The sequence below is a fragment of the Streptomyces sp. SID14515 genome (assembly GCF_010548505.1).
Lineage (GTDB): Bacteria > Actinomycetota > Actinomycetes > Streptomycetales > Streptomycetaceae > Streptomyces > Streptomyces caviscabies.
This window is the reverse complement of sequence record NZ_JAAGMH010000027.1, coordinates 131,810-155,736: the sequence shown is the minus strand read 5'-3', so window position 1 is coordinate 155,736 and position 23,927 is coordinate 131,810. Positions and strand designations below refer to the sequence as shown.

The window sequence follows — 23,927 nt, the reverse complement described above, 5'->3', positions numbered from 1 at the left end:
CTTCCCGCGACCGAGCGCACCGAGGAGCGCAAAGCCTCCTGGCCTCGACGACGATCCGGCTCAGAGGCCGGAGCCCCGAAGCCCGCATACCGTTCACCGCGGCGCCGAAGCCGCATGTCGTGACCGGTGCGGCCTGGATGGTCGGCGGGGTCATCTTCCGGTGCTGGAAGAACGCCCGCGCTTCGGCGAGTCGACAGGCGAGTGGCCCGGGGTCACCGTCCTCGTACCCCGCCTACAACGAGGAAGCCGTCATCGCCGGTGCGTGAACGCGCTGCGCCAGGTCGACTACCCCGCCATGCAGATCCTCGTCCTCAACGACGGCTCCCAGGACGCCACCGTCAGCACGGCCCGGCACACCGCCGCCGCGGACCCGCGGATCACCGTCCTCGACGAAGCTCTCCTACGCCTGCCTCCTGCTGCCCCTCTACCCTCTCGCGTACTGGACCATCAACGCGTTCGCCGCCCTGACCGCCCAGACGCGCGGACTGCTGCAAGGGCCCCGGGAGCGGCGAGTGGTGTGGAACCTGCCCCGCAGCAGCCCGTCATGACCGCCCCGCCTGTCCGGAAGCGCTGTCCACCGCGGGCTTGAGCGGCTGAACCCTCCAGGTGCCGGAGCTGGTCGGGCGTCGGAGCTGATCGGACGTCAGCTGTCGCGGGTCCGCTCGGCGATGTGGGCGTCCATGGTGGCGCACAGATCGGCCAGCAGGTTCTCGAAGCCGGTCAGCATCTCGGGCGGACATGCCGCCATGACCGCGTCCATCCGGGCGCCCAGGGGGCGGAAGAACTCGTCGGCGCGCTCCTGTACGTGCGGGCTGCTGCGCAGGGTCACGAGCCGGCGGTCCGCGTGCTCTCGGCTGCGGATGATGTGGCCCGCGGCTTCGAGGCGGTTCAGCAGTGCGGTCGTCGCGCTCGGGGACAGCAGGATGCGCTCGCCGAGCCGGGCCGGGGACAGCGGAGTGCCTCGTTCGTCCGCCGCGGTGATCTCCAGCAGGGCCACCGCGTCGGTGGAGTGCAGGCCCAGCCAGTCGGCGAACAGGCGGCCCAGCTCGGTGTAGCGGCCGCCGTAGGACCGCAGCCCTTCGATCAGCCGTTCGCGCTGCTCCGACACCTGGCTGTGTGCCGATTCCTTCGCCACCAACGCCGCCCTTCTCCTGTGGCCCGGGAACCGCACCCGTGACGCCTTTTGACAACCTACCCTCACCACTTTAATGTCCACCGTGGAATTGTTCCATGATGGAAGGTGTTGTTGTGCGTGAACCGTCCGCCACCCGACGGTGGCTCGGCCTGATCGCGATCGCGCTGGGCGTGGCGCTGATCGTGGTGGACACCACGATCGTGAACGTGATCGTCCCCTCGGTGATCGAGGACCTGGATGCCACCTCCGCGCAGGCGCAGTGGATCCAGGAGTCCTACGCCATCGTCTTCGCGGCTCTGCTGCTCCTCACCGGCCGCCTGGCCGACATCTTCGGCGCGCGCAGGATCTTCCTCTGGGGCGTCGTCGTCTTCGGTGCGACCAGCGTGCTGGCCGGTCTGGCACCCGGCAGCGGTCTGCTCATCCTGGCCCGCTTCCTGCAGGGCGCGGGTGCGGCGATGCTGCTGCCGACCTCGCTGTCGCTGCTGAAGGCGACCTTCACCGGGAAGGCGCGCGGCCAGGCGTTCGCCGTATGGGGCTCCACCATCGGCGCGGCAGCCGCGCTCGGTCCGCTGCTGGGCGGCTGGCTCGCCGAGCACGTCTCCTGGCGCTGGGCCTTCGGCATCAACGTGCCGCTGTCCGTCCTGGTCGGCGTCGGCGTGCTCCTCTGGATCGCCCCGTCCCCCCGCGCCGGTGGCCGCATCGACGTGCCGGGCGCGCTGCTGTCCGTCACCGGTCTCGGCCTGCTCGCCTTCGGGCTGGTCGAAGGCCGCACCTACGGCTGGATCACCACCGTGCATCCCCTGCACGGCCTGGGGCTCACCTGGGACAGCGGTCCCTCGCCCGTCCTGGTGGCCCTTGTCCTGTCCGCCGGCGCCCTCTTCGCGTTCGTACGCCGTCAGATCGCCCTCGGTCGGAGCGGCGGCGGGTCCAGGGTCCTCATGGACGTCGGTCTCTTCTCCATCCCCTCCTTCCGGAGCGGCAACATCGCCACGATGATCATCGGTATCGGCGAGTTCGGCATCGTCGCGGTCCTGCCGCTCTGGCTGCAGTTCACCCTCGGCTACAGCGCCCTGCAGGCCGGACTGGCCCTCGTGCCCGTGGCCATCGGCAGCTTCGTGGCCAGCGGTGCGAGCTTCGGCCTGGCGGCCAAGGTGGCCCCGCTCGGCCAGCTCCGCGTGGGCCTGGCCCTGGAGGTCGTCGGGCTCGCCGGAATCGCGCTGATCGCCACCCCGGACAGCTCCTGGTGGTCGGTCTCGCTGGTGCTCTTCCTGTACGGCATCGGCGTCGGCTTCGCGACCGCCCAGGTCACCAACGTCGTCCTCGACGATGTCCCCGAGCAGAGCTCCGGCCAGGCGTCCGGCGTCCAGAGCGCCTTCCGCCAGCTCGGCTCCGCACTCGGCATCGCCGTCCTGACCACGGTGTTCTTCAGCTCCCTCAGCGCCAAGCTGCACGACCGGCTCACCGGCATGGGCCTGCCGACCGGACAGGCCGACCAGCTCAGCGGCGCCGTCACCGACAGCGCCGGGGCAGCCATCGGCCCCCTGGCCGCGGACCCCCGGACCAGTGCCGTCGCCGACGCGGCCCGTGCCGCCATGACCGACGGCGTCGTGCTGGGCGGATACATCGCCGCGGGCTTCGTCCTGCTCGGCCTCATCGCCTCCTTCCTCATCCCCGCCACACCGACCGGCGAGGAGGCACGTTCCGACTCGGCCGAGGACGGGCGCCCCGCGGTCCCGCAGGCGGCGGGACATGGGCGATCGGGATGATGCCGCGGTAGTGGTCCAGGGGGTCGAAGCCCTCAGCCGTGCCCGGCGAGCACCGGAAGCAGAGTCTCGCGCCAAGCCTCGGGAATCCGGCCCTCGTGTTCGATCCGGCGTGCGCCGAGGAAGGCGGCGAGGGCGGTGACGGCCTTGCCCACCGCTTCCGCCGTGTCCTTTCCGGTGGGCGCGGTCGGTTCCGCGAAGACGCCTTCGAGGGTGAGCGTGCCGCTCGTACGGTCCAGACGTGGGGCCACCCGGCCGATCAGGGCGTCTCCGTGCAGGATCGGCAGCACGTAGTAGCCGTAGCGGCGCTTGGCCTTGGGTACGTAGATCTCCGAGCGGAAGTCGAAGTCCCAGAGGCGGTCGGTGCGTTCGCGATGGCAGATCAGGTTGTCGAACGGCGAGAGCAGCGTGGTGCGCGGCGTCCAGTCGCCGTCGAGGATCCGGTCGACCAGGGGCAGGCGGTCGGCGTGGACGTACCAGCGTTCGCGGGCCGGGGCGTCCGCCAGGGTGACGGGGACGAAGCGGCCCTCGTCGACCAGTCGGGCGATGACGTCGGTGAGGCCCGGGTAGCGGGAGCGGACGAAGTACTGCTCGATGTCCTTCTTGCGGCCTGCGCCCAGAGCTCGCAGGGAGTGCTCTGCGGCGCGGGCGACGATGTCCGCTTCCGGCAGCGGGGTGCGGTCCACCCATGAGGGCAGGCAGCGTTCGGACAGGTCCCACAGGCGGCGTTTTCCGGAGCGGCCGGAGACCATGATCGTGCCCTGGGTCCAGAGGATGTCGAGCATCCGGTCGACGTTGCGGCCGGAGGACCAGCCGCTCGACTGCCAGGCGACCCCGGCGTGGTCGTCGAAGTCGTCCGTCCGCTGCGGACCGGCTTCACGGAGGCGTTCCAGCACGGAGTCGCGCAGTGCGGTGTTGGACCGGAGCCAGTCGGCGATCTTCTGCCGGGGCGCCGACCGCTCGTCGACCAGGTAGCCGCGCATCATGCCCTGGTGCAGTTGGTAGTCCTCGGTCAGGACGATCGAGGCCGCGTGCGCCCAGTACTCGAAGAGCCGGCGCTCCTTCCAGAGGAGGTTCTCCAGCTCCTGCTGGTCGTAGATCCCCAACCGGCTCCAGAGGACCAGGAGATGGCTGCGGGCGACGACGTCGATCGGATCGAGTTGCAGACAGCGCAGGGTCCGAAGGACCTCCCACATACGGCCGTTGTCACCCGTGGGTGGACAAGGACCCTCCAGGTGCTGGCAACTGACCGCCAGTCGACGGACGTGTTCGGGGCGCAGCTCGATCGGTCGCATGGCTCATTCCTCGGCCGTGAGCCGGTCCAGGTCGTGGCGGATGGTGAGAACGAGGTCGGAGAGGGCGTCGTCGATGAAGAAGTGGCCGCCGGGAAAGACGGTCTGGGTGAAGCCGGCGGCCGTCTCGCGGTTCCAGGCCGTCATCAGGGGCGGGCGGGCGGACGTCGGGTCCGCCTCGCCGGAGAAGGCGTGGATCGGGGTGTCCAGCGCCGGGCGCGCCGCGTAGGGCGGCAGGGCGGCCACCGTCGTGAGGTCCGCCCGCAGGGCGGGCAGCATGAGTTCCAGCAGATCGGGGTGGCCGAGCACATCCGCGGAGGTGCCGCCGAGCGCCTGCATGTAGGCGATCAACTCCTCGTCGGTCTCGTTCAGGCCGGGCACATCGCGGAGCTCACTCGGTCCGGCGCTCGCCGCGACGAAGAGGACCAGGGGCCCGGGCAGGCCCGCGTCGCGCAACGCGTGCGCCAGGTGGAACGACACCTGGGCGCCGAAGCTGTAGCCGAAAAGAGCATACGGCAGGTCGAGTTGGGGCCGCAGGGCATCGACGAGGGCGTCGACCAGAACATCCATCCGGTCGATGGGCGGCTCCGCCAGCCGCTTCTCCCTTCCGGGCAGCGCGACCGCCTCGACCGCCATGTGCCCGGGCAGCAGGGCGGGCCAGCCCCGGAACATGGAGGAGCTGCCTCCGGCGAACGGGACGCAGAAGAGTCGTACCCGTGCGGTGCCGCCCCGGCTGTACGCGCGCAGCCACGGCGCCGCGTTCCCGCGCGTCACGGACTCCACGGCGCTCCTCCCGTGGCCGATCGGGCGGCGGTCGGGCCGGTCACGACGGGGAGCGACGTGACCCCGTAGAAGAAGCTGACGTCCGGGAACCACGTGACCTCGGCGCCGTGTTCCAGCTCGTAGTCGGGCATGCGCGTCAGCACCGCCTCCAGCATCGCGCTGAACATCGCGCGTACCGTGCCCGCTCCGACGCAGTAGTGCGGTCCGCCGCCGAAGGAGAGATGGGCGGTCGCATCGCGGTCCAGGTCCAGCCGGCCGGCGTCGGGGAAGACGGACTCGTCCCGGTTGGCCCCGGCCCAGGAGAGCAGCGTCCGCTCGCCCGCGCGGAGGTCGCGACCGCCGAGCCGGACGTCCTCGACCGCGGTGCGGACCGTCGACTGGATGGGCGAGACCCAGCGCAGGAACTCGTCCGCGGCACGGGGGATCAGCCCGGGATCGGCCACCAGCCGCCGCCTGAGCGCCGGCTGTCCTGCCAGGTGCCACAGGGAGGTCGCCGTGAGGCTGGAGACCGGATGGATGCCGAGCAGCAGGACGTACATCATGGAGACGATCGCCTCGTCGGGCACCGGCTCGCCCCCGACGGTGGAGCCGAGCAACTGTGTGATCAGCCCGCTTCCCCCGCCGTCCCGGCACTCCTCCATCGCCTCGACGATCATCAGGCACAGTTCCTGCGCGGCGTTCCTGGCGCCCTCCGGATCGTGCGGGGCACTGCTCAGGGCCGTCTCCAGTACGGCGTTGACCTCGGCCCAGCGGCCCTCCGGCAGGCCGATGTCCCGCAGTGTGAGGACGCTGGGCAGCCGCTCGGTGAGGGCCTGTACGAGGTCGCCCCGGCCGGCCCGGACGAACTCGTCCACGTACGCGGCCGCGAGCCGCCGGAACTCCGGCACGCGGGCGGCGACCCGGCTCGGCGTGTAGAACCCCGCCAGGAGCCGGCGGAACGGCAGGGACTCGGGGGCGTCGAGCTCCAGGGGGATCATCCGCCCGGTCTGGCCGATGGGCGGGATGCTGACGCCCTGAAGCTGCCCGTCCGGCCTCGGATGCGCGGTGCGCAACCGCCGGTCACGGGTCGCCCCGGCGACCTCACGGTGCCCGGCCACCACCCAGAACCCGTCCCAGGCGCCGCTCCAGGACACCGGGCAGGCGCCGCGCAGCCGGTCGAGGGCGGAGAAGGGGTCCTGCGCGAACGCCGGGTCGTGACTGTCGAAGTCCGTGACCGCGGTGCTGCCCGGTTCCGCGGCGACGTCCCGTCCCGCCGTCATGGTGTCGCCCCCAGACCCCGCGCGAAGACGTCGAGCAGTGCGGGCGGGGCCTCCGTGAAGGTGTAGTGCTCGCCTTCCAGCAGCTCGAAGGCCGTCTCGCCGCAGACCGGCCAGCCCGTCATCGTCGGGTACGGCACCTCGACGTCCGAGGCCCAGCCGATGGCCGTCAACGGGACCGGCAGCCTGGGCGGTTCGGCCACGTGGTAGAGCTTGTTGGCGTCGATGTCGGCGCGCAGCACACCGAGCGACAGCTCCAGCAGACTGTCGACGGGCGTGCCGCCCAGCTTGATCGTCAACCGGCGCAGCTCGTCCAGGAGTTCGGCGTCGGTCATGCCGAGGAACCGTCCACAGGGCCCCTCGTGCGGAGCCACCTGCGAGGAGACGAACAGCCGGGCGGGGCCCGGATATCCGCGCTCGGTGATCCGTACGGCGGTCTCGTACGCCCCGAGCGCCGACCCGCAGTGCCCGAACAGCGCGTAGGGCCGGTCCGCCAGGTACGGCCGCAGCCCCTCGGCCAGGTCGTCCGCCATCGCCTGGTAGGTGGCGTGCGGGGTCTCCCGGAGCCGGTTCTCCCGGCCGGGCAGCTGCACCGGGCAGATCTCGATGCCGCCGACGAACCGGGGCCACTGGCGGTACATGCTGGCGCCGCAGCCGGAATAGGGGATGCAGAAGAGCCGGGCGTCCGATTCGGGGCTGGGGTCACGCAGCAGCCATGCGCTGCTGCTCCTTCTCGTGGTGCTCGACATGGTCTGACTCCAGGGGCGGGGGAAGGGTCAGTAGGAGACGGGCCCGGGCACATGCCTGACCCGGGCGACGATCGGCAGGTGCTTGTAGCCGGCCACGAAGTTCGACCGCAGCCGTTCCGGTTCGCCCACGAGCTCGAACCCCTCGAATCTGCTGAGCAGTTCGCCGAAGAGCAGCCGGAGCGTCACCTTGGCCACGGTGTGGCCCACGCAGTAGTGCGGCCCGATACCGAAGGCGATGTGCCGGTTGGGCTTGCGGCGGATGTCGAACACGAAGGGGTCCGCGAAGACCTCCTCGTCCCGGTTGGCGGAGCCCAGCCAGACCACGACCGCCTCGCCGGCCGCGATCTCGCGCTCCGCCAGCACCACGTCCCGGACCGCGTAGCGCATGAAGTGGTTGGCGGGCGAGGCCCAGCGCAGCGCCTCCTCGGTACCGCCGACGGTGAGTTCCGGATGAGCCGCCCAGTCCTCCAGGACGCCGGTCCCGGTCTGGGTCGCCATCGCGGCGCTGGCCACGTGCGGGGTGGTGACGTTGGCGCCGAGCAGCAGGCTGTAGCAGTTGGACATGATCTCGCCCGGCGTCATCCGGCGGCCGCCCGGCTCGATGCCCATGAGGAAGCTGATCAGATCGTCACCGGGCGCCTTGCGACGCTGGTGCACGACGTCCTGGAAGTACGCGAACAGCTCCCGGTGGGCGGTCTCCAGAGTGGCCTGGGGACCGAGCGGCAGGGTGTACTCCGGATCGTCGGGCGCGATGGCCGCCGTGGTGAGGTCGGCCAGGCGCGGCCAGTCGGCCGAGGGCAGCCCCATCAGCGTCCCGGTGACCGCCATGGGCATCGCCACCATCGCCTCGGCGAAGTCGAACACCCCGCCCTCCGCGAGGGGTTCGATCAGCCGGACGACCGTGCCGCGGATGGTCTCGCGGTGCCGTTCCACCGACTTCATGGACAGCGCGCGCTGGAGCGGTTCGCGCAGACGTGTGTGCTTGGGCGGATCGGTCACGGCCATCTGCTTGCCCCCGGCCGGATCGTCCGTGCCGAGGATGTTCAGCAGTGTGCCGCGCTCCGAGGTGAACAGCGAGTGGTCCCGCAGGACGACGTCGGCATCGCGGTACTTCGTCACCGACCAGAAGCCGGGCCCCTCGCCGTTCGCCGTCCAGCTGACCGGCTCCTGTCGTCGCAGACGCGCGAAGATCCGGTGCGGATCGCCGTCGCTGTACAGGACCGGGTCGGTCAGGTCGGGCACGGCGGCCGACACAGGACATCCGCGCATGGCTGCGGTCATGGCTTCGCCTTCCTTGCTCTGTGAGTGTTCCCGGCGCTCTGTGGGTGTTCCCGGAAGCTCTGTGCGTGCTCCCGGAGGCGTACGCGGGCCGGGCGGGCGCCGCGGACACGGATCAGTCCCGGAGGTACCGGGCGAGCTCGGCGATCGTCGGCTGGAGGTAGAGCACCCGCGCGGGCACCTCGACCCCGTAGCCCTCCTTGAGCGTTCCGAGGAGCTCCGCCGCCAGCAGCGAGTGCCCGCCGAGGTCGAAGAAGTCGTCCTCGACGCCGATGGGCTCGACCCCCAGGACCTCGCCCCACAGGGCCGCCAGCCGCCGCTCCACCGCGTCCCGGGGTTCGACGAACGCGTCGCCCACGTTGCGCGGGACGCGCGAGGCGGAAGGGAGCGCCCGGCGGTCGACCTTCCCGTTGGCCTTGAGCGGCAGCGCGCCGACGACGACGATCGCCCACGGCACGGCGTACGGCGGCAGCGTCGGGCGGAGCTGTTCCCGTAGCCGTACGTCCGGGTCGGCGCCGGCCTCGTCCGTCATGACGACGTAGGCCAGGAGCCGTTTGCCGCCAGCGTCGTCGCTCTGCGCGACCACCACGGCGTCCCGTACGGCGGGGAGACGGGTCAACTCCGCCTCCACGTGGCTCGGTTCGACGCGGTAGCCCTGGATCTTGAGCTGATGATCCGCTCGGCCGAGGAACTCCAGAACCCCGTCCGGGGACCACCGGGCCAGATCACCGGTCCGGTACATACGCGCGCCCGGCACTCCCGAGAAGACATCGGGGAGGAAGTGTTCCGCCGTCGCGGCGGCGGAGTTCACATAGCCACGGGCCAGCCCGTCGCCGGACGCGTACAGCTCCCCCCAGAAGCCCGCGGGAACGGGCCGCAACGCCGGATCGAGCACGGCGACGCGGGTGCCTGTGACGGGGCGTCCGATGGGCACGGTTTCACCGGACCACCCGGCGGAGGCGGTCCAGCAGGTGGTGAACGTGGTGTTCTCGGTCGGCCCGTAGCCGTTGGTGAAGAGCAGGTCCGGACGGGCCTCCAGAAGCCGTTCCAGATGACCGGGGAGGATGACGTCGCCACCGGCCACCAGGTGCCGGACCCCTTCGAGCGCGTCCGGGCAGTTCCCGGCCATCCGGTGGAAGAGTCCGGCGGTGAGCCACAGGACGGTGACCGCCTCCCGCTTCAGCACGGCGGCCAGCTGATCGAGGTCGAGCGCACCGTCCGGGGCCATCGCCAGGCGACAGCCGTTGACCAGCGGGGCCCAGATCTCCAGGGTGGAGGCGTCGAACGCGATCGGCGCGAGCTGCAGGAAGACGTCGTCGTCCCGGATGTCGATCCAGTTCGGTTCGCGCACCAGCCTGGCGACCGCCCGGTGGGGCACTCCGACGCCCCGTGGCTCTCCGGTGGTCCCGGACGTGAAACCGACGTACGCCAGGGTGTCCGGGCTCTGCCGGGCCGGAGCCGGGAGCGTGGCCGGAGCCGTGGTCGCACGCCGCTTCTCGGCGTCCGCGTCGGGGCCCGTACCGCCGTCGTCCAGGTCGAGCGCCCGGACGCCGTCCGGTACGCGATCCCGCAGGGCGTGTTCGGTGACGACCAGCCGGGCCCCGGATTCCCCGATCAGCCGCGCGTGCCGGGCGGGGGTGTCCTGTGCGTCGATCGCCAGATAGGCGGCGCCCGCCTTCAGGACCGCCAGCAGCGTGACGACGATCGACGGCGAGCGCCGTTGCAGCACCGCGACCACGTCCCCCTCCGCGACGCCCTGCGCGCGCAGCCGGTGGGCCAGGGAATCCGCCCGCGTCTCCAGTTCGGAGTACGTCAGGGCCTCGTCGCCCTGGCTGACCGCGACCGTCCGCGGCGACCGGGCGGCCTGTTCCGCGACGAGTTCGTGGACGCACCGCGCCGCCGACGGCGTCGCCGCACCGGTTCCGTGGGCGTGCCGGCGCTGCTCGTCGTCGGTGAGCGCGAGCTCGGCGGCCGGACGGCCGGGCTCCCTCGCCCCGTCGTCGGCGGCGACCCGTAGCGCGTCGTCGAGGGCGGCCGCGGGCAGCGCCCCGGCCGACCCGGTCGCGAGGACGCGGTACGGCCACCGGCGCGGCGGAGCGGCCGTCTCGTCGTCGCGTACGAGCATCACGCCTCCCGGCTCCGGACCGGCGGCCACCGCGGTTACGGAGGTTACGGCGGTTACGGAGACGGGCTCGGCGCCTTCCGGGCCGTCCGGGGCCAGCGCCTCCCCGACCCTGTCGACGAGCGCGGCGAAGGTCGGGGCGTCCGCGAAGCACGCGGTGACGGTCGTGGAGTCGGCATCGGCGGACCGACAGACCACCTCGATGGTCTCCTCGGCGGTGAACCGGTGGAGCGTGGCCACGAAGGCGGCGACCACGTGCGGCTCGATGCCCGAGGCGTCCGGGGCGTTCAGGCCCGACGGGGCCGGACGGGGGCGCGGGGCGGCCGTGGCGGCGAGATCCGGCGCGGTCATCGGAGTCCTCTCACGAGTGTGTGACCTGACGTGACGCGCAGCGCGGCGGCGACCCCGTTCCCCACGTCGAGCGGGTGCCCCAGATCCTGAAGAGCGATCCCGAAGGCGCTCAGAACGGTGATCACGTCGAACACGTCCACATGGCCGCAGTGGCCGATGCGCACCACCCGACCGGCCAACGGTCCTGCCGAATCGGCGAGTTGTACGCCGTACTCCTCCAGCAGATGGTCGACCAGGGCGTGCGAGTCGATACCGTCCGGCAGCCGCACCGCGGTGACGGCGGCACCGCGGTCGTCGTCGGGCGAGAAGAGCTCCAGCCCCATGCCCAGCACGCCCGCTCTGGCCATCCGCCCGAGGCGTACGTGCCGCGCGAGGGTCTCGTCGACGCCCTCGTCGAGCAGTCCGCGCAGCGCGACGTCCAACTGGCTGATCAGCGAGATGGCCGGCGTCCAGGGTGTGCCCGGAATATCGGCGAGCATCGCGTCGCGGGCCTTGTCCCAGTCGAAGTAGTACCGCGGCAGAGCGGCGCGCCGGTGCAGGAGCCACGCGTCCGGGCTCAGGCTCACGAAGGCCAGCCCCGGCGGCGTCATCAGCGCTTTCTGGCAACCGGCGACCACGACGTCCAGGCCCCACTCGTCGGTGCGCAGTTCGCAGGCGCCCACCCCGGAGGCCGAGTCGACGATGGACACGACGGAGCGGGTCGCCTCGCCGAAGGCCCGCATGTCGTTCACCACGCCGGTGGAGGTCTCGCAGTGGACGGCGACGGCTGCCACCAGGTCCGGTGTGGCGGCGACGACGCGGGCGACGTGCTCCATGTCGACCGGGCGCCCCCACTCTCCCGCGACCTCCACCACATCGAGGCCGAACCTCCTGGTCAGCTCCACCCAACGGCCGGCGAAGGCACCGTTGTTGACCACCAGCACCCGGTCGCCCGGGGAGAACAGGTTCTGCACCGCGCCCTCGAAGGCGCCGGTCATGCTCGAGGTGAACAGAAGGAGCTCGTTGCGGGTGCGCAGCACCTCTCTCAGACCGTCGATCACCCTCATGAACACGGCGGAGTAGCGCTCCGTCCGCTCGTCCTCTATGGGGAGGGTGGCGACCGCGGCGACCTCGGGGGGCAGCGGTGTCGGACCAGGGACCGCGAGCCGGTACTTCCTCATGGGTTTCCTCCCGCTCAGAAAATGACCCGCGCGGCCGGGCCGTTGCGCGCGTCCCGTGACTTCCGCAGGTCACGAGCGATATTGATCCGCCGGAGCCACCGATCGGCGCCGTCGTAGCGGGCCGTGTAGGGCTTACGCCCGTGCACCGCCTTGTAGTTGTCGACGAAGAGCACGTCGCCGGGGCTCAGGACGACACCGGTGAGCCGGTCGTCGATGGCCTTGACCAGTTCGTCGAAGGCCCGCGCCGCCTCCGGCGCGATGTCGTCGAGGTCCATGAAGTACGGGTCGAGCCGGCCGTACGGGCGCCGCGGGTCGCCGAACAGCACCGCCGTCGGTTCCGGCGCCGTGCTCATCCGCTCGATCCGGGCGAGGCTGCGTTCGATCAGCTCGGCGGGCGCGTCCAGCCGCCCGGAGCCGTCCCGGTTCTTGGGCAGGTGGGACTCGTCGGGCCGGATCACGTAGTGCGCCTCGGCCAGGGCGCCGGCCGATGCCGGGTCCAGGGCGAGGTCGTCGAAGTAGGTGAGCGTCGTCTCCGCGCGGTCGGGGTTGCGCAGGCACATCAGGCCGACGTAGTCAGCGCGGTACGGGTGGAAGGCGTCCTCGGTGTGCCACCACAGCGGGGCCGCCGTCGAGGAGTTGATCTGCTCGTGCTCGTGGCCCTCGATGGGGATCACATCGTGCACCAGCCGGCCGTCCTGCTGGGTGGCCCAGGCGATGGGGTCGCCGAGCAGGGAGCCGCACAGGAGCAGGTGAAGGTCCTCCCGCAGGGCGGCGCCGGGGCCGGCGGCGTCCCAGGCGGACGGGGTCGGACCGATACGGTCCTCCCGCACCCGGAAGCCGGCGAAGAGCACACAGCCGGAGGGCTCGTGCAGCCTGAACCGGTTCACCTGTTCCCTGATGGAGCGCGGCAACTCCTGTGCGTAGAGTGTGAGTTCGTCGAGCAGCGCGGGGTCCTCGACCGATGTGAACCTCCCCGCGAGCTCGTCCACCAGACTTTCCGTCCGCCGGCGGTCCTCTTCGGACACCTCGATGACGAACATCGTGGTACCTCCTTCCGGTCTCTGCGGGGTCCCTTCAGGAACCCGGTGACGTGATCTTCCTGGCGAGTTCCGCGACGGTGGGGACCTCGAAGAAGTCGGCGAAGGAGATCTCGACGCCGAACTCCTCCTGGACGCGCGTGACCACCTCCACCGCGAGCATCGAATAGCCGCCGAGCTCGAAGAAGTCGTCCTCCGGGCCGATGTCGTCGTTGTTGAACATCTCCCGCCACTGGGCAAGGAGTTGCTCCTCGACGCCAGGGCCGTTCTGCTCCTCGCCGGCCGGTGGCGCGGGCAGGCGGAACGGTGCTTCGGGGTCCTGGAGGAGTTCGCCCAGCCGCTCCTGGAACGCTTCCACCATCGACCGGGCGGTGTCCTCGTCGAACAGGGCGGTGCGATAGGTCAGCGAGAGCGCGTAGTGATCGCCGCGGTCCACCACGATCCAGTTGAGGTCGAGCTTGGCCATGCCGGTCGACACACCCGTCGACAGGTCCTCGAAGCCGTCGATCGACAGGCCCGGCGACTTCCGGGGCAGCAGGGTGTCGTCACCCATGGCGAACCAGACCTGGAAGTACGGGCTGCGCCCCGGATGGCGCCGGGGCCGCAGTTCCTCCACCAGCTTGTCGAACGGCAGCTCCTGGTGCTCGATCGCGTCGAGGCACGTCGCGCGGACCCGGGCCAGGGCCTGTCGGCGGGTCATACCGTCGTCGAGCTTCACGCGCAGGGCCACCGAGTTGATGAAGCAGCCGATCAGCGACTCGGTTCCCGGGAGCGTCCGGTTGGCCAGCGGTGTGCCGACGCACAGGTCGTCCTGGCCGGTGCTGTGGTGCAGTTGGGCGCAGAGGGCGGTGAACAGCAGCATGAACGGGGTCACGTTCTCGCGACGCGCGACCTCGATCACCCGCTCGCGCAGGGCGGGGGCCAGCGGCAGGACGACCTTCCCGCCGGCGTAGTCCTGAACGGGGGGCGCCGGCCGGCCCGACGGCAGGGGGAGCGGCTCCGGCGGATCGGCGAGTTGGGTGCGCCAGTAGTCGAGGAGCCGGTCGAAGGTGGTGCCGGTCAGATGCGAGCGCTGCCAGAGCGCGTAGGCGCGGTAGGTGAGCGGGAGGGGCCGGAGCGCGGGATTCTCGCCGTTGCGGAACGCCTCGTACAGGGCCACCAGTTCGTCGAGGAACACCTCCTTGGAGATCCCGTCCCACACGATGTGATGCATGGTGAACACCACCAGGTGCTCGTCGTCGGCGAGCGGGAACAGCCAGGCTTTCGCCAAAGGCGCCACGGACGGGTCCAGCGGCGCCATGATGACCTCGTCGCGCAGGGCGAGGGCCGCGTCGAGACGCCCGGACGGCTCCACGCCGTCGAGATCGCAGAGCTCCAGGCGTGGTGCTGCCGACGCGTCGACGATCTGGACGGGCTGCGGGCCGGCCAGGGCGAACCGGGTACGCAACACCTCGTGGCGCTCCGCGATCCGCGACAGCGCGTTCCCGAGGGCCGCTCTGTCGAGCGGACCGTGCAGCCGGCACTGCCAGGCCTCGTTGTAGAGCGGGATCCCGGGCTGGAACTTGCTCAGCATCCACAGGCCCTGCTGCGACATGCCCAGCGGTCCGGCGCCCCGCTGCCCGGTCTGCGCGGCGGTCCGCTCCTCGAACGAACGCAGCTCCTCGCGCCAGTGCTTCCACCAGGCCTCGTCGTCGGAGCCGTGCGGAACGGCTTCCCGCAGCAGGCCGTCGATCCTCGCCGCGAACGCCGCCACCGTGGGCTCCGCCAGGAGATCGGCCGCGCGGAGCTCTACGTCGAACCTGCGGCGGGCCTTCGCCACGATCCGTACCGCCTGCAGCGAGTTGCCGCCCAGCGCGAAGAAGTCGTCCTGGACGCCGATGAGTTCGCGGTCGAGCACATCGGCCCAGAGCGCGGTGAGCGCTGTCTCGGTGGCGTTCCGGGGCTCGACGTAGGGCGTGGCCGGTCGCGGCCTGTGCCCGGTCACGGGCGGGAGCCCGGCGCGGTCCACCTTCCCGTGCGCGGTCAGCGGCATCGCGTCGAGCACCACGTAGACGCTCGGCACCAGTTGCGAGGGCAGGACGGTGGAGAGATACGCGCGCAGTTCCCCCTCGTCGGGCGGTCCGGCCTCTCCAGCGGTCAGATACGCGACCAGATGCCGGTCCTCCGGCTCGTCGGCCGAGGCCGACACCAGTGCCTGGGCTATCCCGGGATACCGCTGGAGAGCGGCCTCGACCTCGGCCGGCTCGATCCGGACCCCGCGGATCTTGATCTGGTTGTCCCGGCGGCCGAGGAACTCGACCGTTCCGTCGGGCAGGGCACGGCCGAGGTCTCCGGTGCGGTACAGCCGCCCCCCTGCGGCGCCGAACGGATCGGGCACGAAGGCCTGGGCCGTCTGGGCCGGATCGCCGAGGTAGCCGCGTGCCAGACAGTCACCGCCCACATGGATCTCGCCCTGCTCACCGGGGCCCACCGGGTGTCCTGCCGCGTCCAGCAGATGCATACGGGCACCGGTGATGGCCCGGCCGATCGGCAGCAGCCCCTCCGGGTCCGGGCGCTCCTTGGCGGTGTGGTGGTAACTCGCGGTGGCGGTCGCCTCGGTGGGACCGTAGACGTTGATGAGCGGTATGCCGGTCGTGCGCCAGGCGAGCACATGCTCCGCACGGGCGCGGTCGCCGCCGACGACCACGAATCGGACCCGGTCCGGGAGGGCCGCGCCGGTGGTGTGCAGCTCGTCCATCAGCTGGTGCCAGTACGCCGTGGTGATCTCGAAGCCGGTGATCCGCTGCTCCTCCAGGGCACCCAGGAAATGCCCGACGTCCGGGAGAGCGCGCCGGTAGCCGGCGAGGACGAGCGTCGACCCGCACAACAGCGACGGGAAGATCTCCTCCAACGCGGCGGAGAAGCCGATCGAGGCCAGTTGCAGGAAGCGGTCGCCCGGTGCGAGACCGAACTCCCGCGTGGCGGCCGAGGCCAGATTGAGCAGACCCCGGTGGGTGACCAGCACACCCTTGGGGGAGCCCGTCGAACCCGAGGTGTAGTAGACGCAGGCCACCGCGTCGGCCGGTACGTCGGCCGAGGGCCGCCCACCGGATTCCTCCCCGGCGTCCGGACCTTCCGCGTCCAGGGGAATCAGGCGCACCTCGGTCCCGGAAAGCACCTGGGCCAACTCGCTCTGCACCACGGCGACGGCGGCGCCGGAATCCGCCAGCAGACCGGCCAGCCGCGCGGGCGGGTAGCCGGGGTCCAGCGGAACGAAGGCCGCCCCCGCCTTGAGCACGCCGAGGATCGCCACCACCAAGGAGACCGACGGCTCGGCGCAGACGGCGACCGGAGCTTCGGGACCGACACCCAGGCGGGCCAGCCGACGGGCGAGACGATCGGCGCGCTCGTTCAGCTCCCGATATGTCAGCCGGCCGTCCACCGATTCGACGGAAACGGAATCCGGATATTCGAGAACGCATTTCTCGAAGGCGCCGTGCACGCTTTCCCGTGCGTTCAGCACGCGGGATTCTGATTGTTTCTGCTGCACAGTCTGCATTCCCTCGTTCCATCCCCGCTCGATCGGCTGGACCGGACATATGGCCGAGATCATTTGCTTCCCGAATGCTACAGCAGACGTTCTGGGCGGCCCATCGGCAAAAATGAGGGGAGTTCCCTCGACACAGTGATGACACGACATCAACTTTCCGCCGAAGAGCCCTGCTCGGGACGCTGTCGCCCCGGCCGCCTTCGGCCGCCTATGCTGCACCGCGAAACTCAGCAGTGGAGCGCGGAAGTCAGCACGCATAGCCAAGTCGAGACCGGGGAGAAAACGTGGCAGGCAGTGACGGCGCCGAATATTTCCTCTCGTGTTACCTGACCCCGCCGGGAGAAATCTCGATTCTCTCCGCCCGCCACGACCACTGTGTCGCGCTCTGGAAGAGCGACGGTCGCCGTGTCGAACTGGTCAGGATGTGGGAGGTGGAAAGAATCAGCGGCCAGAAGCACCACGCCTGGCCGCTGTACACGCCCGAAAGGGCCGTGGACTTCCTCGATTCGCTGCTCGCCCCGGAAGGGCTGAGCCTCAGTGACGTCAAGACGGTCTGGGGAACTCCGGGACTGCCCGGGCATGCCGACATCACTTTGCCGGCGGGGGCCGGGGAATTCCCGGTGCACAGCCTCGCGCACCTCTACGGCGGACTGCTCGCGGACACCGAGATCTTCCGGAACGAGACCGTTGTCGCCATGGCGGTGGACGGGGCTCCGGACACCGTCCTCGACGCCCGGAGCCCGAACCACTGGTACGCCGGCTGCCTGTCCCGCCGCGGCGAGATGGCCTTCGCCCCCGTCGAGTCCCCGGGCCCGCTGTACACCGCGGCCTCGACCAGGTTCGGGCTCGAACCCGGTTCGCTGATGGCGCTCGCCACCGCCTGCCGCACGGCCATCACCTTCGACATCGAGGCGGCCACCGCTTCGATCCGTCTGCACGGCGGCCGGGTCACCCCGTGGAAGGCGGCCTTCGGCCTGGTGGACGCCCTGGTGGAAGAGGCCCGTGCACAGCTCGCCGGCCGCCCGCTGGACAGCGCGTTCAGCCGCGAGGAGAACCTGCGCAGCGCGGTCATGAAGCAGGTGCAGAAGGCCTGCGACATCGTCGCCGTACGCAATGTCGAACTGCTCCGCTCACTGGGCGCGATACGCACCGAGGACGCGTACCTCTCGCTGAGCGGCGGCTTCGCGCTCAACTGCCCCACCAACACCATGTTGCTGGACCGCTTCGGCTTCCGCGGCCTCCTGACACCGCCCTGTGCCAACGACTCCGGCCAGGCACTCGGCCTCGGGCTGCTCGGCCTCCACGGCTCCGGCCTGCTCGACCGGGCCGACCTCCGGATCGACTCCCCGTACCAGGGCACGCCGCTGCGTGATGTGGACGCGGCGCTGGAGGAGTTCGCGCCCTGGATCGCGGAGGTCAGCGACTTCGCACCGGACACGTTCGTGGCCGACATCAGCGACGGTGTGCTGGCCTGGGTGGACGGCCCGGCCGAGATCGGCCCCCGCGCGCTCGGCAACCGGAGCCTGCTCGGCGACCCGCGTTCGGCGAAGGTCAAGGACCTGCTCAACCAGTACAAGCAGCGCCAGTGGTGGCGTCCCGTCGCGCCGATCGTCCTCGCCGAGCGGGCCGACGCCCACTTCGCACAGGAACGGCTCTCGCCGTACATGCTGGAGGCCGTCCGGGTGCGGCCGGAGGTGGCCCACGAAGTGCCCGCGATCGTCCACCTGGACGGCACCGCCCGGCACCAGACCGTCACCCGGGAGGTGAACCCCCTCCTGCACCGGGCCATCGACGCGTTCCGCGCGGCCACGGGCGTACCGATCCTCTGCAACACCTCGCTCAACGACAAGGGCGAACCGAACGTCGACACCGCCGCCGAAGCGCTGACGTTCTGCGTCAACAAGGGCATCACGCTCCTCTACCTGGCAGGCCGCCGGGTGTCGCTGCGCAGCGAACCCGTGCCCGCCGTCGAACCGCCCGGCCGGCCGCGCAGGCGAGCCGTGCACCACTTCGCCGGCCAGGAGGAGGACCGCGACGCGCTCTGGCGGATCTGGCTGGAGCGCGGCTACACCGAGGCGGGCATCTTCCTGCTGTCGTGGTCGCCCGACCTCCGCGCCGGCATCGGCGACACACCGCCTTCGACGATCAACAAGCTGGCCGACTACTACATGGCGAACGACGAGAGCTTCGCCGCGCTCGCCGCCACCTTCCGGCGCGACGGAGGGCCCGGCGCCTTCTTCGTCAAGGACGGCGACGACCTGCCCGAGCCGGTCATCGTCGAGTGAGCCCGGCGGCGCCCACCGCCGAACCCGCCCCGTACCCCCGTACTCCCGTTTCCCGGCGAACGCCCGCACAGAGAGGTCGTCCCATGAACGAGTCCCCGGAGCAGCGGTACCAGGTCGTCGTCAACGACGAGGAGCAGTACTCCGTGTGGCCGGTGACACGCCCTCTCCCGGCCGGCTGGGCGGGCGCCGGGTTCGAGGGCCCGCACAGCGCCTGCCTGGAGCACATCACCGAGGTCTGGACGGACATGCGGCCGCGCAGCCTGCGCCAGTACGCGCAGGGCCACGGATGACGGCCGCCGGACCCGTTCGCGTACGACTGTTCCCGGGCGACGCCAAGCATCTTCCCGCGCGGGTCCGCCAGGTCTGGCCGGCCGCGGAGGTCCAGGTCTCCGGTGACGACGACGGCTTCGACGCGGCCCTGGTGTGGGACGCCGACGAGGCGGAGACGACGCGCTTCGCGGCCCGCCAGACCGGCCTCCGCTGGCTCCACACCAGGGCGTCGGGGATACCCGTACAGCTCGCGTCCGTCCTGCGCGACCGGGACACGCTGGTGACCAACGGCGCGGGAACGCACGGTCTCGCCGTCGCCGAGCATGTGGCGGGCCTGCTCCTCGCCCACTACCGGAGGCTGCCCGCCCTGCTGGACGCACAGCGTGCGGGGCGCTGGCAGCCGCTGGTGGCGCGGGAGATACGGGGGAGGACCGTCGGCGTCATCGGCCTCGGGGACCTGGGCCGGTCCACCGCCCGGCTGCTCACCGCGCTGGGAGCCGTCGTCGTGGGGCTGCGCCGCGGCCACGGTGAGGTGCCCGAGGTGGAGCGTACGTACCGGGCGGACCGGCTGGCCGAGTTCCTCGGACAGCTGGACGCCCTGGTGATCGCCGCGCCGCTCACCGCAGAGACCCGGTCGATGATCGGCGAACGCGAACTCGCCCTGCTGCCGGCCGGCGCCTACCTGGTCAACGTGGGCCGCGGCCCGATCGTGCGGGAGGACGCGCTCGTCGGCGCCCTGGAGTCGGGCCACCTCGCGGGAGCGGCACTGGACGTGTTCGCCCAGGAGCCGCTGCCCTCCACCTCACGCCTGTGGTCGCTGCCGGGGATTGTCATCACCCCCCACTGCGCCGACAGCACGGAAGAGACCGATCAGCGCTGCCTCGACCTGCTGCTGGAGCAGATCCGGCGGTACGGATCGGGCCGCCGCCCCCACAACGTCGTGGACCTCGCCCGAGGCTACTGACCATCGGTACAAGGAGATGCAGCTGCGATGACCACCCTGCCGACCACCGAACCGGCGCCGGCGAGACTCTCCCGGGACCTCGCCGAAGCGGCCAGGACCCTGGCGGCGTCGGGCAGTACGGCGGACTCCCCGCCGGTGCGCCCCGGCACCGCGCTCCCCCCGGCCACCCGCGCCCGGCTCGCGCGGCTGACCCGGCCCCCCGCGCCGGGCGCCGGCTACCGGGTCGTCAAGGGCCTCTTCTCCGCCTTCGGCGACCAGGGGCCGACCGCCACCCACTGGAAGGACGCCGACCGCGTGCGCACGGCGGCCCTCGACCTCGGCATCGTGCTGGTGGCCGCCCTGCACGGAGAGGTGTTCGGCTGGGAGAACCAGCAGGACGGCCACCTCGTGCACAACATCCTGCCCAGCCCGCGGTACGCGCACATGCAGGTCGGCGGCAGCAGCACCACCCCGCTCTCCTGGCACACGGAGGACGCCTTCCACCCGGACCGCGCCGATTTCCTGCTGCTGGTCTGCGTACGCAACCCGGACGGCATCGGCAGCCGTATCGCCACGGTCGGCTCGCTCGACCTGGGGCCCGACCGGATCGCCCAGCTGTCCGAACCCCGGCTGGTCATCCACCCCGACGACAGCTATCAGCCGGACGGCAGCGACCTCGGCGACAGCCCTCGGGACGGGTCGGCAGCCCACCGGGCACCGGACGGGATGGCGACCCTCTCGTACCGGAGCGGCCGGATGCTCCTGCGCTACGACCCCACGTACACCCGGCTGCTCACCGACGACCCCGCGTTCCTGGAAGCCTACGAGGAGCTGGGCCGCCAACTGGAGGAGCGCAGCCGCATGGTGGCGCTGGAGCCGGGCGACCTGCTGATCGTCGACAACGACGCGGCCGTCCACGGCCGTGGTTCGTTCCGCGCCCGCTACGACGGGACCGACCGGTGGCTCAAGCGGGTGCTGGTCCGCAGCGGCCGCAACCGGCCCCCGTCCGAACGCCACGAGCAGGGCTTCGGACAACGGCAGACCGGATGGACGCGGCCCGCGTCCGGAGAGCAGGAGTGAGCCGATGAGGACGCAACTGCCCGTCGTGGAACCGCTGGCAGGCGGCTACCACTTCTACGCGTTCCCGCTGGCTGTCGCCGGCACCGTCGAACGGGCGAAGGACTGGATACTCAGCAACTACATCCATCTCGCCCACGACCCGGACCCCGGGACATCGGTGCCCTTCTGCTTCTACCTGTACGACTACGCCATCAGCCCCTGGCTGGACGTCATCCGCAACACCCGTGCCTGGCTGGGGGAGTCGGGGACCGACCCGGTCGCGTTCTGCCGGGCGGCCGTCCACGCCGGCTACTACGTCTATCTGAACCTCGACGACTACTTCATTCCGAGCCGCCCCGGCCACCAGGTCCGGCACGGTTCGCACGATCTGCTCATCTGCGGTGCGGACGACGACCGTTCGCTCTTCACGTCCTTCGGCTACACCAAGGACGACGTCATGCGCCGGTCCGACCTCACCTTCGAGGAGTTCGGACAGGGCTACCGGAGCCTGGACACCATCCCCAACGACTGCCCGCAGGTCTACCTCTACCGCCCCAAGCAGGACGCGGAGTACCCGTTCAACTTCCGGCTGGTGCGGCGCTCCTTCGAGGAGTACCTCGACGGGGCGAACGTGTCCGAGCAGTTCGACATGTTCCGGGAACCCTGGAAACGCTCCTACGGCATCGACTGCTACCCACCGTTGCAGAGCTACCTCACGGACTACGCCGAGGGAAACACCGAGGGCGACATCCGGTACCTCCACATCCTGTGGGAGCACAAGCGGCTGATGACCCTCCGCACGGAGCGCATGGCGGAGCTGCTCGACGGCGACTTCGCCGCCCTCGCCGACGAGGCCCGCGGCCTGGAGAAGCAGGCGCTCCGGCTCCGCAACAAGATGTTCTTCCGGGAGGCCACGGGCAGGGCGTCCGAGTTCGGCGGGGCGGAGATCGAACAGCTCGGCCACATGCGGAGCACGGAACGACGCCTGCTCGAACAGGCGGTGGCCCGGCTGGGCGCCCGGCGATGACCGTGGATCGGCCGACGACCGGCGATCAGCCGATGCGCGTCGAGACCCGGTCGGCGTACTTGTAGGCGGCGAGGGCGGCTTCGGTACGCGTACGCAGATTCAGTTTGGTGAGGATGCGGTAGACGTGGCTGCGCACGGTCGTCTCCCGTATCCCCAATTGCCGGGCGATCACCGTGTTGGTGACGCCCTGGCCCATCGCCTCGAATATCTCCATCTCACGTCCGGTGAGAACCGTCTCGACAGGAGTGGGGGAGGCCGGCTCACGATTCATCCTGGTCGCCATCCACTCCACCACCGACTCCGCGACGGTGGACGACAGGAAGGTCCGGCCGGCCGCGGCTTCGAGCACGGCCGTCCGGAGATCCTGCTGACTGGTGTCCCGGTCGACGAAGCCGCGTACCCGCTTCGTCGACACGGCACGGCTCAGCGTCGACCAGTCCGCGACGTCCAGGACCACCACCGTCGGCAGCCGGTGCCAGAAGCCCCTGTCCGACGGGGTGTTCCCCGACGCCGACAGATCCTCGCGCAGCCACCCGCCGCTCATCAGCAGCAGATCCGGCTCGGCCACGGGCAGCGAGGCCGCGTTCTCCCACCGGGAGGCGAGGTCGGCGACGACGTCGATCCGCGGGTCCGGCCGCAGCAGCGACCGCAGCCCCGCCCTCAGCAGCGGGTCCCGCTCCAGCACGACCACCCGGATCGACTCGCCGTCGGCGTCCGGCTCCACGGACGGCGGCTCCGCTCCTCTCGCGGACACCGTGGCCCGGGTCACGACGTCGCACCCGTCTTCTCCAGGGTCCTGAAGATCCTGTCCAGGCCGGTACGGAAATCGCCGGTCGCCCCGCCGAAACCGAGCCGCACCCGGTCCGGGTGCTCGAAGCAGGACCCGGGAACGAGGAGAACCGATCCGTCCCGGCCCAGCTCGCGGCAGAGCTCGTCGGCGTCGGGTACGCCGGTGAACCGGGGGAAGACCGTGCAGCCGCCGAGCGGCGCGACCCAGTCGATCAGTTCCGGGTGCTCGGCCGTCCACTCCTCCAGGATGCCGAGGTTCGTCCGGGCCTGCTGGAGCCGCGCCTCCACCAGGAAGTCGGCCTGCTCGATCGCGTGCTGCGCGAAGAACTGCGTAAGAGGTGACAGGCAGATGGTGAGTACGTCGCGCAACGGCAGGAACGTCTCCAGCAGTTCGGGGGCGGCCAGGCACCAGCCCACCCGGGTGCCGGGAAGGCCGTACGCCTTGGACATGGTTCCGGTCGAAAGGCAGCGGTCGTAGCGCAGCGAAGGTTCCGGCAGTGGCTTCGACCCATGGGTCAGCTCGGTGAGCGCGCCGTCCCACAGGAGGTAGGCGCCGCTCTCCGCCACGATGTCGAGGAACTCGTCGTACTGGGAAAGCGTCAGGCTCGCACCGGTCGGGTTGTGCGGGAAGTTGACGGCGACCATCCGGGTACGGCCGCTGATCAGCGAACGCAGTGCGTCGAGATCGGGAACGAAGCCGTCCTCCTCCCTGAGCCGCCACGGCACGGTCCGGCACCCCATCGAGGCGGCGACCGAACTGAGCGAGTGGTACCCGGGACTGACGACCACGATCTCGTCCCCGGGTTCCAGGAGCGAGCTCACGGCCAGGAAGATCGCCTCGCTCGAACCATGCGTGGTGAACACCCGGTCGACGTCTCCGCCGGTGAATCTGCCGGCCAGCGCGGCGCGCAGTCCCGGGCTTCCGTAGGTCTCGCTGTCGTCGAAGGTCAGCCGGTTCACCTCCTCCTGGGGGATGTCCAGCAGTCTCATGAACTCGCCGACCGGCCAGCACTGAACGCCGCTGTTGCCCAGGTCGATCGTGGTCGCGAAGTAGAACTCGCGCATCCAGTCCTCAAGCGGTGCCCGTCCCACTCTCATT

At 70.9% G+C, this 23,927-nt stretch carries 19 protein-coding genes; 7 read left to right on the top strand and 12 right to left on the bottom strand.

Annotated features, from left to right (window positions below; all coding sequences use genetic code 11):
• Nucleotides 1-160: 160 nt before the first annotated feature.
• Nucleotides 161-589: a glycosyltransferase gene (locus tag G3I54_RS04885; protein ID WP_343240272.1), complete on the top strand. Its 429-nt coding sequence runs from the start codon at nt 161-163 to the stop codon at nt 587-589.
• 54 nt (nt 590-643) lie between these two features.
• Here G3I54_RS04885 and G3I54_RS04880 read toward each other — a convergent pair whose 3' ends face one another.
• Nucleotides 644-1,135 (bottom strand): MarR family transcriptional regulator, encoded by a 492-nt coding sequence (locus tag G3I54_RS04880; protein WP_343240271.1) that lies wholly within the window; start codon nt 1,133-1,135, stop codon nt 644-646.
• 98 nt (nt 1,136-1,233) lie between these two features.
• Here G3I54_RS04880 and G3I54_RS04875 point away from each other — a divergent pair, with 98 nt between their 5' ends.
• Nucleotides 1,234-2,901 carry a DHA2 family efflux MFS transporter permease subunit gene (locus G3I54_RS04875; protein WP_164611452.1) on the top strand — a complete coding sequence of 556 codons (1,668 nt, stop codon included), beginning with the start codon at nt 1,234-1,236 and terminating at the stop codon, nt 2,899-2,901.
• 32 nt (nt 2,902-2,933) lie between these two features.
• Here G3I54_RS04875 and G3I54_RS04870 read toward each other — a convergent pair whose 3' ends face one another.
• From G3I54_RS04870 to G3I54_RS04830, 9 genes are all read right to left on the bottom strand, one after another.
• Nucleotides 2,934-4,193 carry a crosslink repair DNA glycosylase YcaQ family protein gene (locus G3I54_RS04870; protein ID WP_164611450.1) on the bottom strand — a complete coding sequence of 420 codons (1,260 nt, stop codon included), beginning with the start codon at nt 4,191-4,193 and terminating at the stop codon, nt 2,934-2,936.
• Nucleotides 4,194-4,196: 3 nt separating this feature from the next.
• Entirely contained in the window at nt 4,197-4,973 is a 777-nt protein-coding gene (locus G3I54_RS04865; RefSeq protein WP_164611448.1) for a thioesterase, read from the bottom strand.
• Nucleotides 4,961-6,232 (bottom strand): cytochrome P450, encoded by a 1,272-nt coding sequence (locus G3I54_RS04860; RefSeq protein WP_164611446.1) that lies wholly within the window; start codon nt 6,230-6,232, stop codon nt 4,961-4,963. Before G3I54_RS04860 ends, G3I54_RS04865 begins: the two co-directional genes overlap by 13 nt.
• Entirely contained in the window at nt 6,229-6,978 is a 750-nt protein-coding gene (locus tag G3I54_RS04855) for a thioesterase (protein ID WP_164611444.1), read from the bottom strand. Before G3I54_RS04855 ends, G3I54_RS04860 begins: the two co-directional genes overlap by 4 nt.
• A gap of 27 nt (nt 6,979-7,005) precedes the next feature.
• Complete coding sequence (locus G3I54_RS04850) at nt 7,006-8,259, bottom strand: cytochrome P450 (protein WP_164611442.1); 1,254 nt, start codon at nt 8,257-8,259, stop codon at nt 7,006-7,008.
• A 112-nt stretch (nt 8,260-8,371) separates the two neighbouring features.
• Nucleotides 8,372-10,729: a non-ribosomal peptide synthetase gene (locus G3I54_RS04845; protein ID WP_239144223.1), complete on the bottom strand. Its 2,358-nt coding sequence runs from the start codon at nt 10,727-10,729 to the stop codon at nt 8,372-8,374.
• A complete protein-coding gene (locus G3I54_RS04840; RefSeq protein WP_164611440.1) occupies nt 10,726-11,889 on the bottom strand; it encodes an alanine--glyoxylate aminotransferase family protein in 1,164 nt (387 codons plus the stop codon). The genes G3I54_RS04845 and G3I54_RS04840 overlap by 4 nt, the downstream gene beginning before the upstream one ends.
• A 14-nt stretch (nt 11,890-11,903) precedes the next feature.
• Nucleotides 11,904-12,929, bottom strand: coding sequence for a guanitoxin biosynthesis L-enduracididine beta-hydroxylase GntD (gntD, locus tag G3I54_RS04835; protein WP_164611438.1), 1,026 nt, complete (start codon nt 12,927-12,929; stop codon nt 11,904-11,906).
• Between the two features lie 34 nt (nt 12,930-12,963).
• Nucleotides 12,964-16,464 carry a non-ribosomal peptide synthetase gene (locus tag G3I54_RS04830; protein ID WP_164611436.1) on the bottom strand — a complete coding sequence of 1,167 codons (3,501 nt, stop codon included), beginning with the start codon at nt 16,462-16,464 and terminating at the stop codon, nt 12,964-12,966.
• A gap of 275 nt (nt 16,465-16,739) precedes the next feature.
• On the opposite strand from G3I54_RS04830, the gene G3I54_RS40115 reads away from it, so the two are divergent.
• From G3I54_RS40115 to G3I54_RS04805, 5 genes are all read left to right on the top strand, one after another.
• The gene (locus G3I54_RS40115) at nt 16,740-18,740 is read left to right on the top strand and encodes a carbamoyltransferase C-terminal domain-containing protein (protein ID WP_164611434.1); all 2,001 of its coding nucleotides are present in this window, start codon (nt 16,740-16,742) and stop codon (nt 18,738-18,740) included.
• Between the two features lie 83 nt (nt 18,741-18,823).
• Entirely contained in the window at nt 18,824-19,030 is a 207-nt protein-coding gene (locus G3I54_RS04820; protein WP_164611432.1) for an MbtH family NRPS accessory protein, read from the top strand.
• The gene (locus G3I54_RS04815; RefSeq protein ID WP_164611430.1) at nt 19,027-19,974 is read left to right on the top strand and encodes a D-2-hydroxyacid dehydrogenase; all 948 of its coding nucleotides are present in this window, start codon (nt 19,027-19,029) and stop codon (nt 19,972-19,974) included. Before G3I54_RS04820 ends, G3I54_RS04815 begins: the two co-directional genes overlap by 4 nt.
• Nucleotides 19,975-20,001: 27 nt before the next feature.
• Nucleotides 20,002-21,033, top strand: coding sequence for a TauD/TfdA family dioxygenase (locus G3I54_RS04810; protein WP_164611428.1), 1,032 nt, complete (start codon nt 20,002-20,004; stop codon nt 21,031-21,033).
• Nucleotides 21,034-21,037: 4 nt separating this feature from the next.
• The gene (locus G3I54_RS04805; protein ID WP_164611426.1) at nt 21,038-22,039 is read left to right on the top strand and encodes a hypothetical protein; all 1,002 of its coding nucleotides are present in this window, start codon (nt 21,038-21,040) and stop codon (nt 22,037-22,039) included.
• Nucleotides 22,040-22,064: 25 nt separating this feature from the next.
• On the opposite strand, the gene G3I54_RS40110 is transcribed toward G3I54_RS04805, so the two are convergent.
• Both G3I54_RS40110 and vioD read right to left on the bottom strand, forming a co-directional pair.
• On the bottom strand, nt 22,065-22,793 hold the full coding sequence (locus G3I54_RS40110) for a response regulator transcription factor (protein WP_164611424.1): 729 nt from the start codon (nt 22,791-22,793) through the stop codon (nt 22,065-22,067).
• A gap of 11 nt (nt 22,794-22,804) precedes the next feature.
• Nucleotides 22,805-23,920 carry a capreomycidine synthase gene (gene vioD, locus G3I54_RS04795; RefSeq protein ID WP_164611422.1) on the bottom strand — a complete coding sequence of 372 codons (1,116 nt, stop codon included), beginning with the start codon at nt 23,918-23,920 and terminating at the stop codon, nt 22,805-22,807.
• Nucleotides 23,921-23,927: the final 7 nt, after the last annotated feature.

What these genes read in the sequence shown, in the direction of transcription:
- G3I54_RS04850 (WP_164611442.1), bottom strand. Translation starts at nt 8,259, where the DNA reads ATGACCGCAGCCATGCGCGGATGTCCTGTGTCGGCCGCCGTGCCCGAC.
- G3I54_RS04805 (WP_164611426.1), top strand. Translation starts at nt 21,038, where the DNA reads ATGAGGACGCAACTGCCCGTCGTGGAACCGCTGGCAGGCGGCTACCAC.
- G3I54_RS04845 (WP_239144223.1), bottom strand. Translation starts at nt 10,729, where the DNA reads ATGACCGCGCCGGATCTCGCCGCCACGGCCGCCCCGCGCCCCCGTCCG.
- G3I54_RS04820 (WP_164611432.1), top strand. Translation starts at nt 18,824, where the DNA reads ATGAACGAGTCCCCGGAGCAGCGGTACCAGGTCGTCGTCAACGACGAG.
- G3I54_RS04860 (WP_164611446.1), bottom strand. Translation starts at nt 6,232, where the DNA reads ATGACGGCGGGACGGGACGTCGCCGCGGAACCGGGCAGCACCGCGGTC.
- gntD (WP_164611438.1), bottom strand. Translation starts at nt 12,929, where the DNA reads ATGTTCGTCATCGAGGTGTCCGAAGAGGACCGCCGGCGGACGGAAAGT.
- G3I54_RS04840 (WP_164611440.1), bottom strand. Translation starts at nt 11,889, where the DNA reads ATGAGGAAGTACCGGCTCGCGGTCCCTGGTCCGACACCGCTGCCCCCC.
- G3I54_RS04810 (WP_164611428.1), top strand. Translation starts at nt 20,002, where the DNA reads ATGACCACCCTGCCGACCACCGAACCGGCGCCGGCGAGACTCTCCCGG.
- G3I54_RS04855 (WP_164611444.1), bottom strand. Translation starts at nt 6,978, where the DNA reads ATGTCGAGCACCACGAGAAGGAGCAGCAGCGCATGGCTGCTGCGTGAC.
- G3I54_RS04815 (WP_164611430.1), top strand. Translation starts at nt 19,027, where the DNA reads ATGACGGCCGCCGGACCCGTTCGCGTACGACTGTTCCCGGGCGACGCC.
- G3I54_RS04830 (WP_164611436.1), bottom strand. Translation starts at nt 16,464, where the DNA reads ATGCAGACTGTGCAGCAGAAACAATCAGAATCCCGCGTGCTGAACGCA.
- G3I54_RS04870 (WP_164611450.1), bottom strand. Translation starts at nt 4,193, where the DNA reads ATGCGACCGATCGAGCTGCGCCCCGAACACGTCCGTCGACTGGCGGTC.
- G3I54_RS04875 (WP_164611452.1), top strand. Translation starts at nt 1,234, where the DNA reads ATGGAAGGTGTTGTTGTGCGTGAACCGTCCGCCACCCGACGGTGGCTC.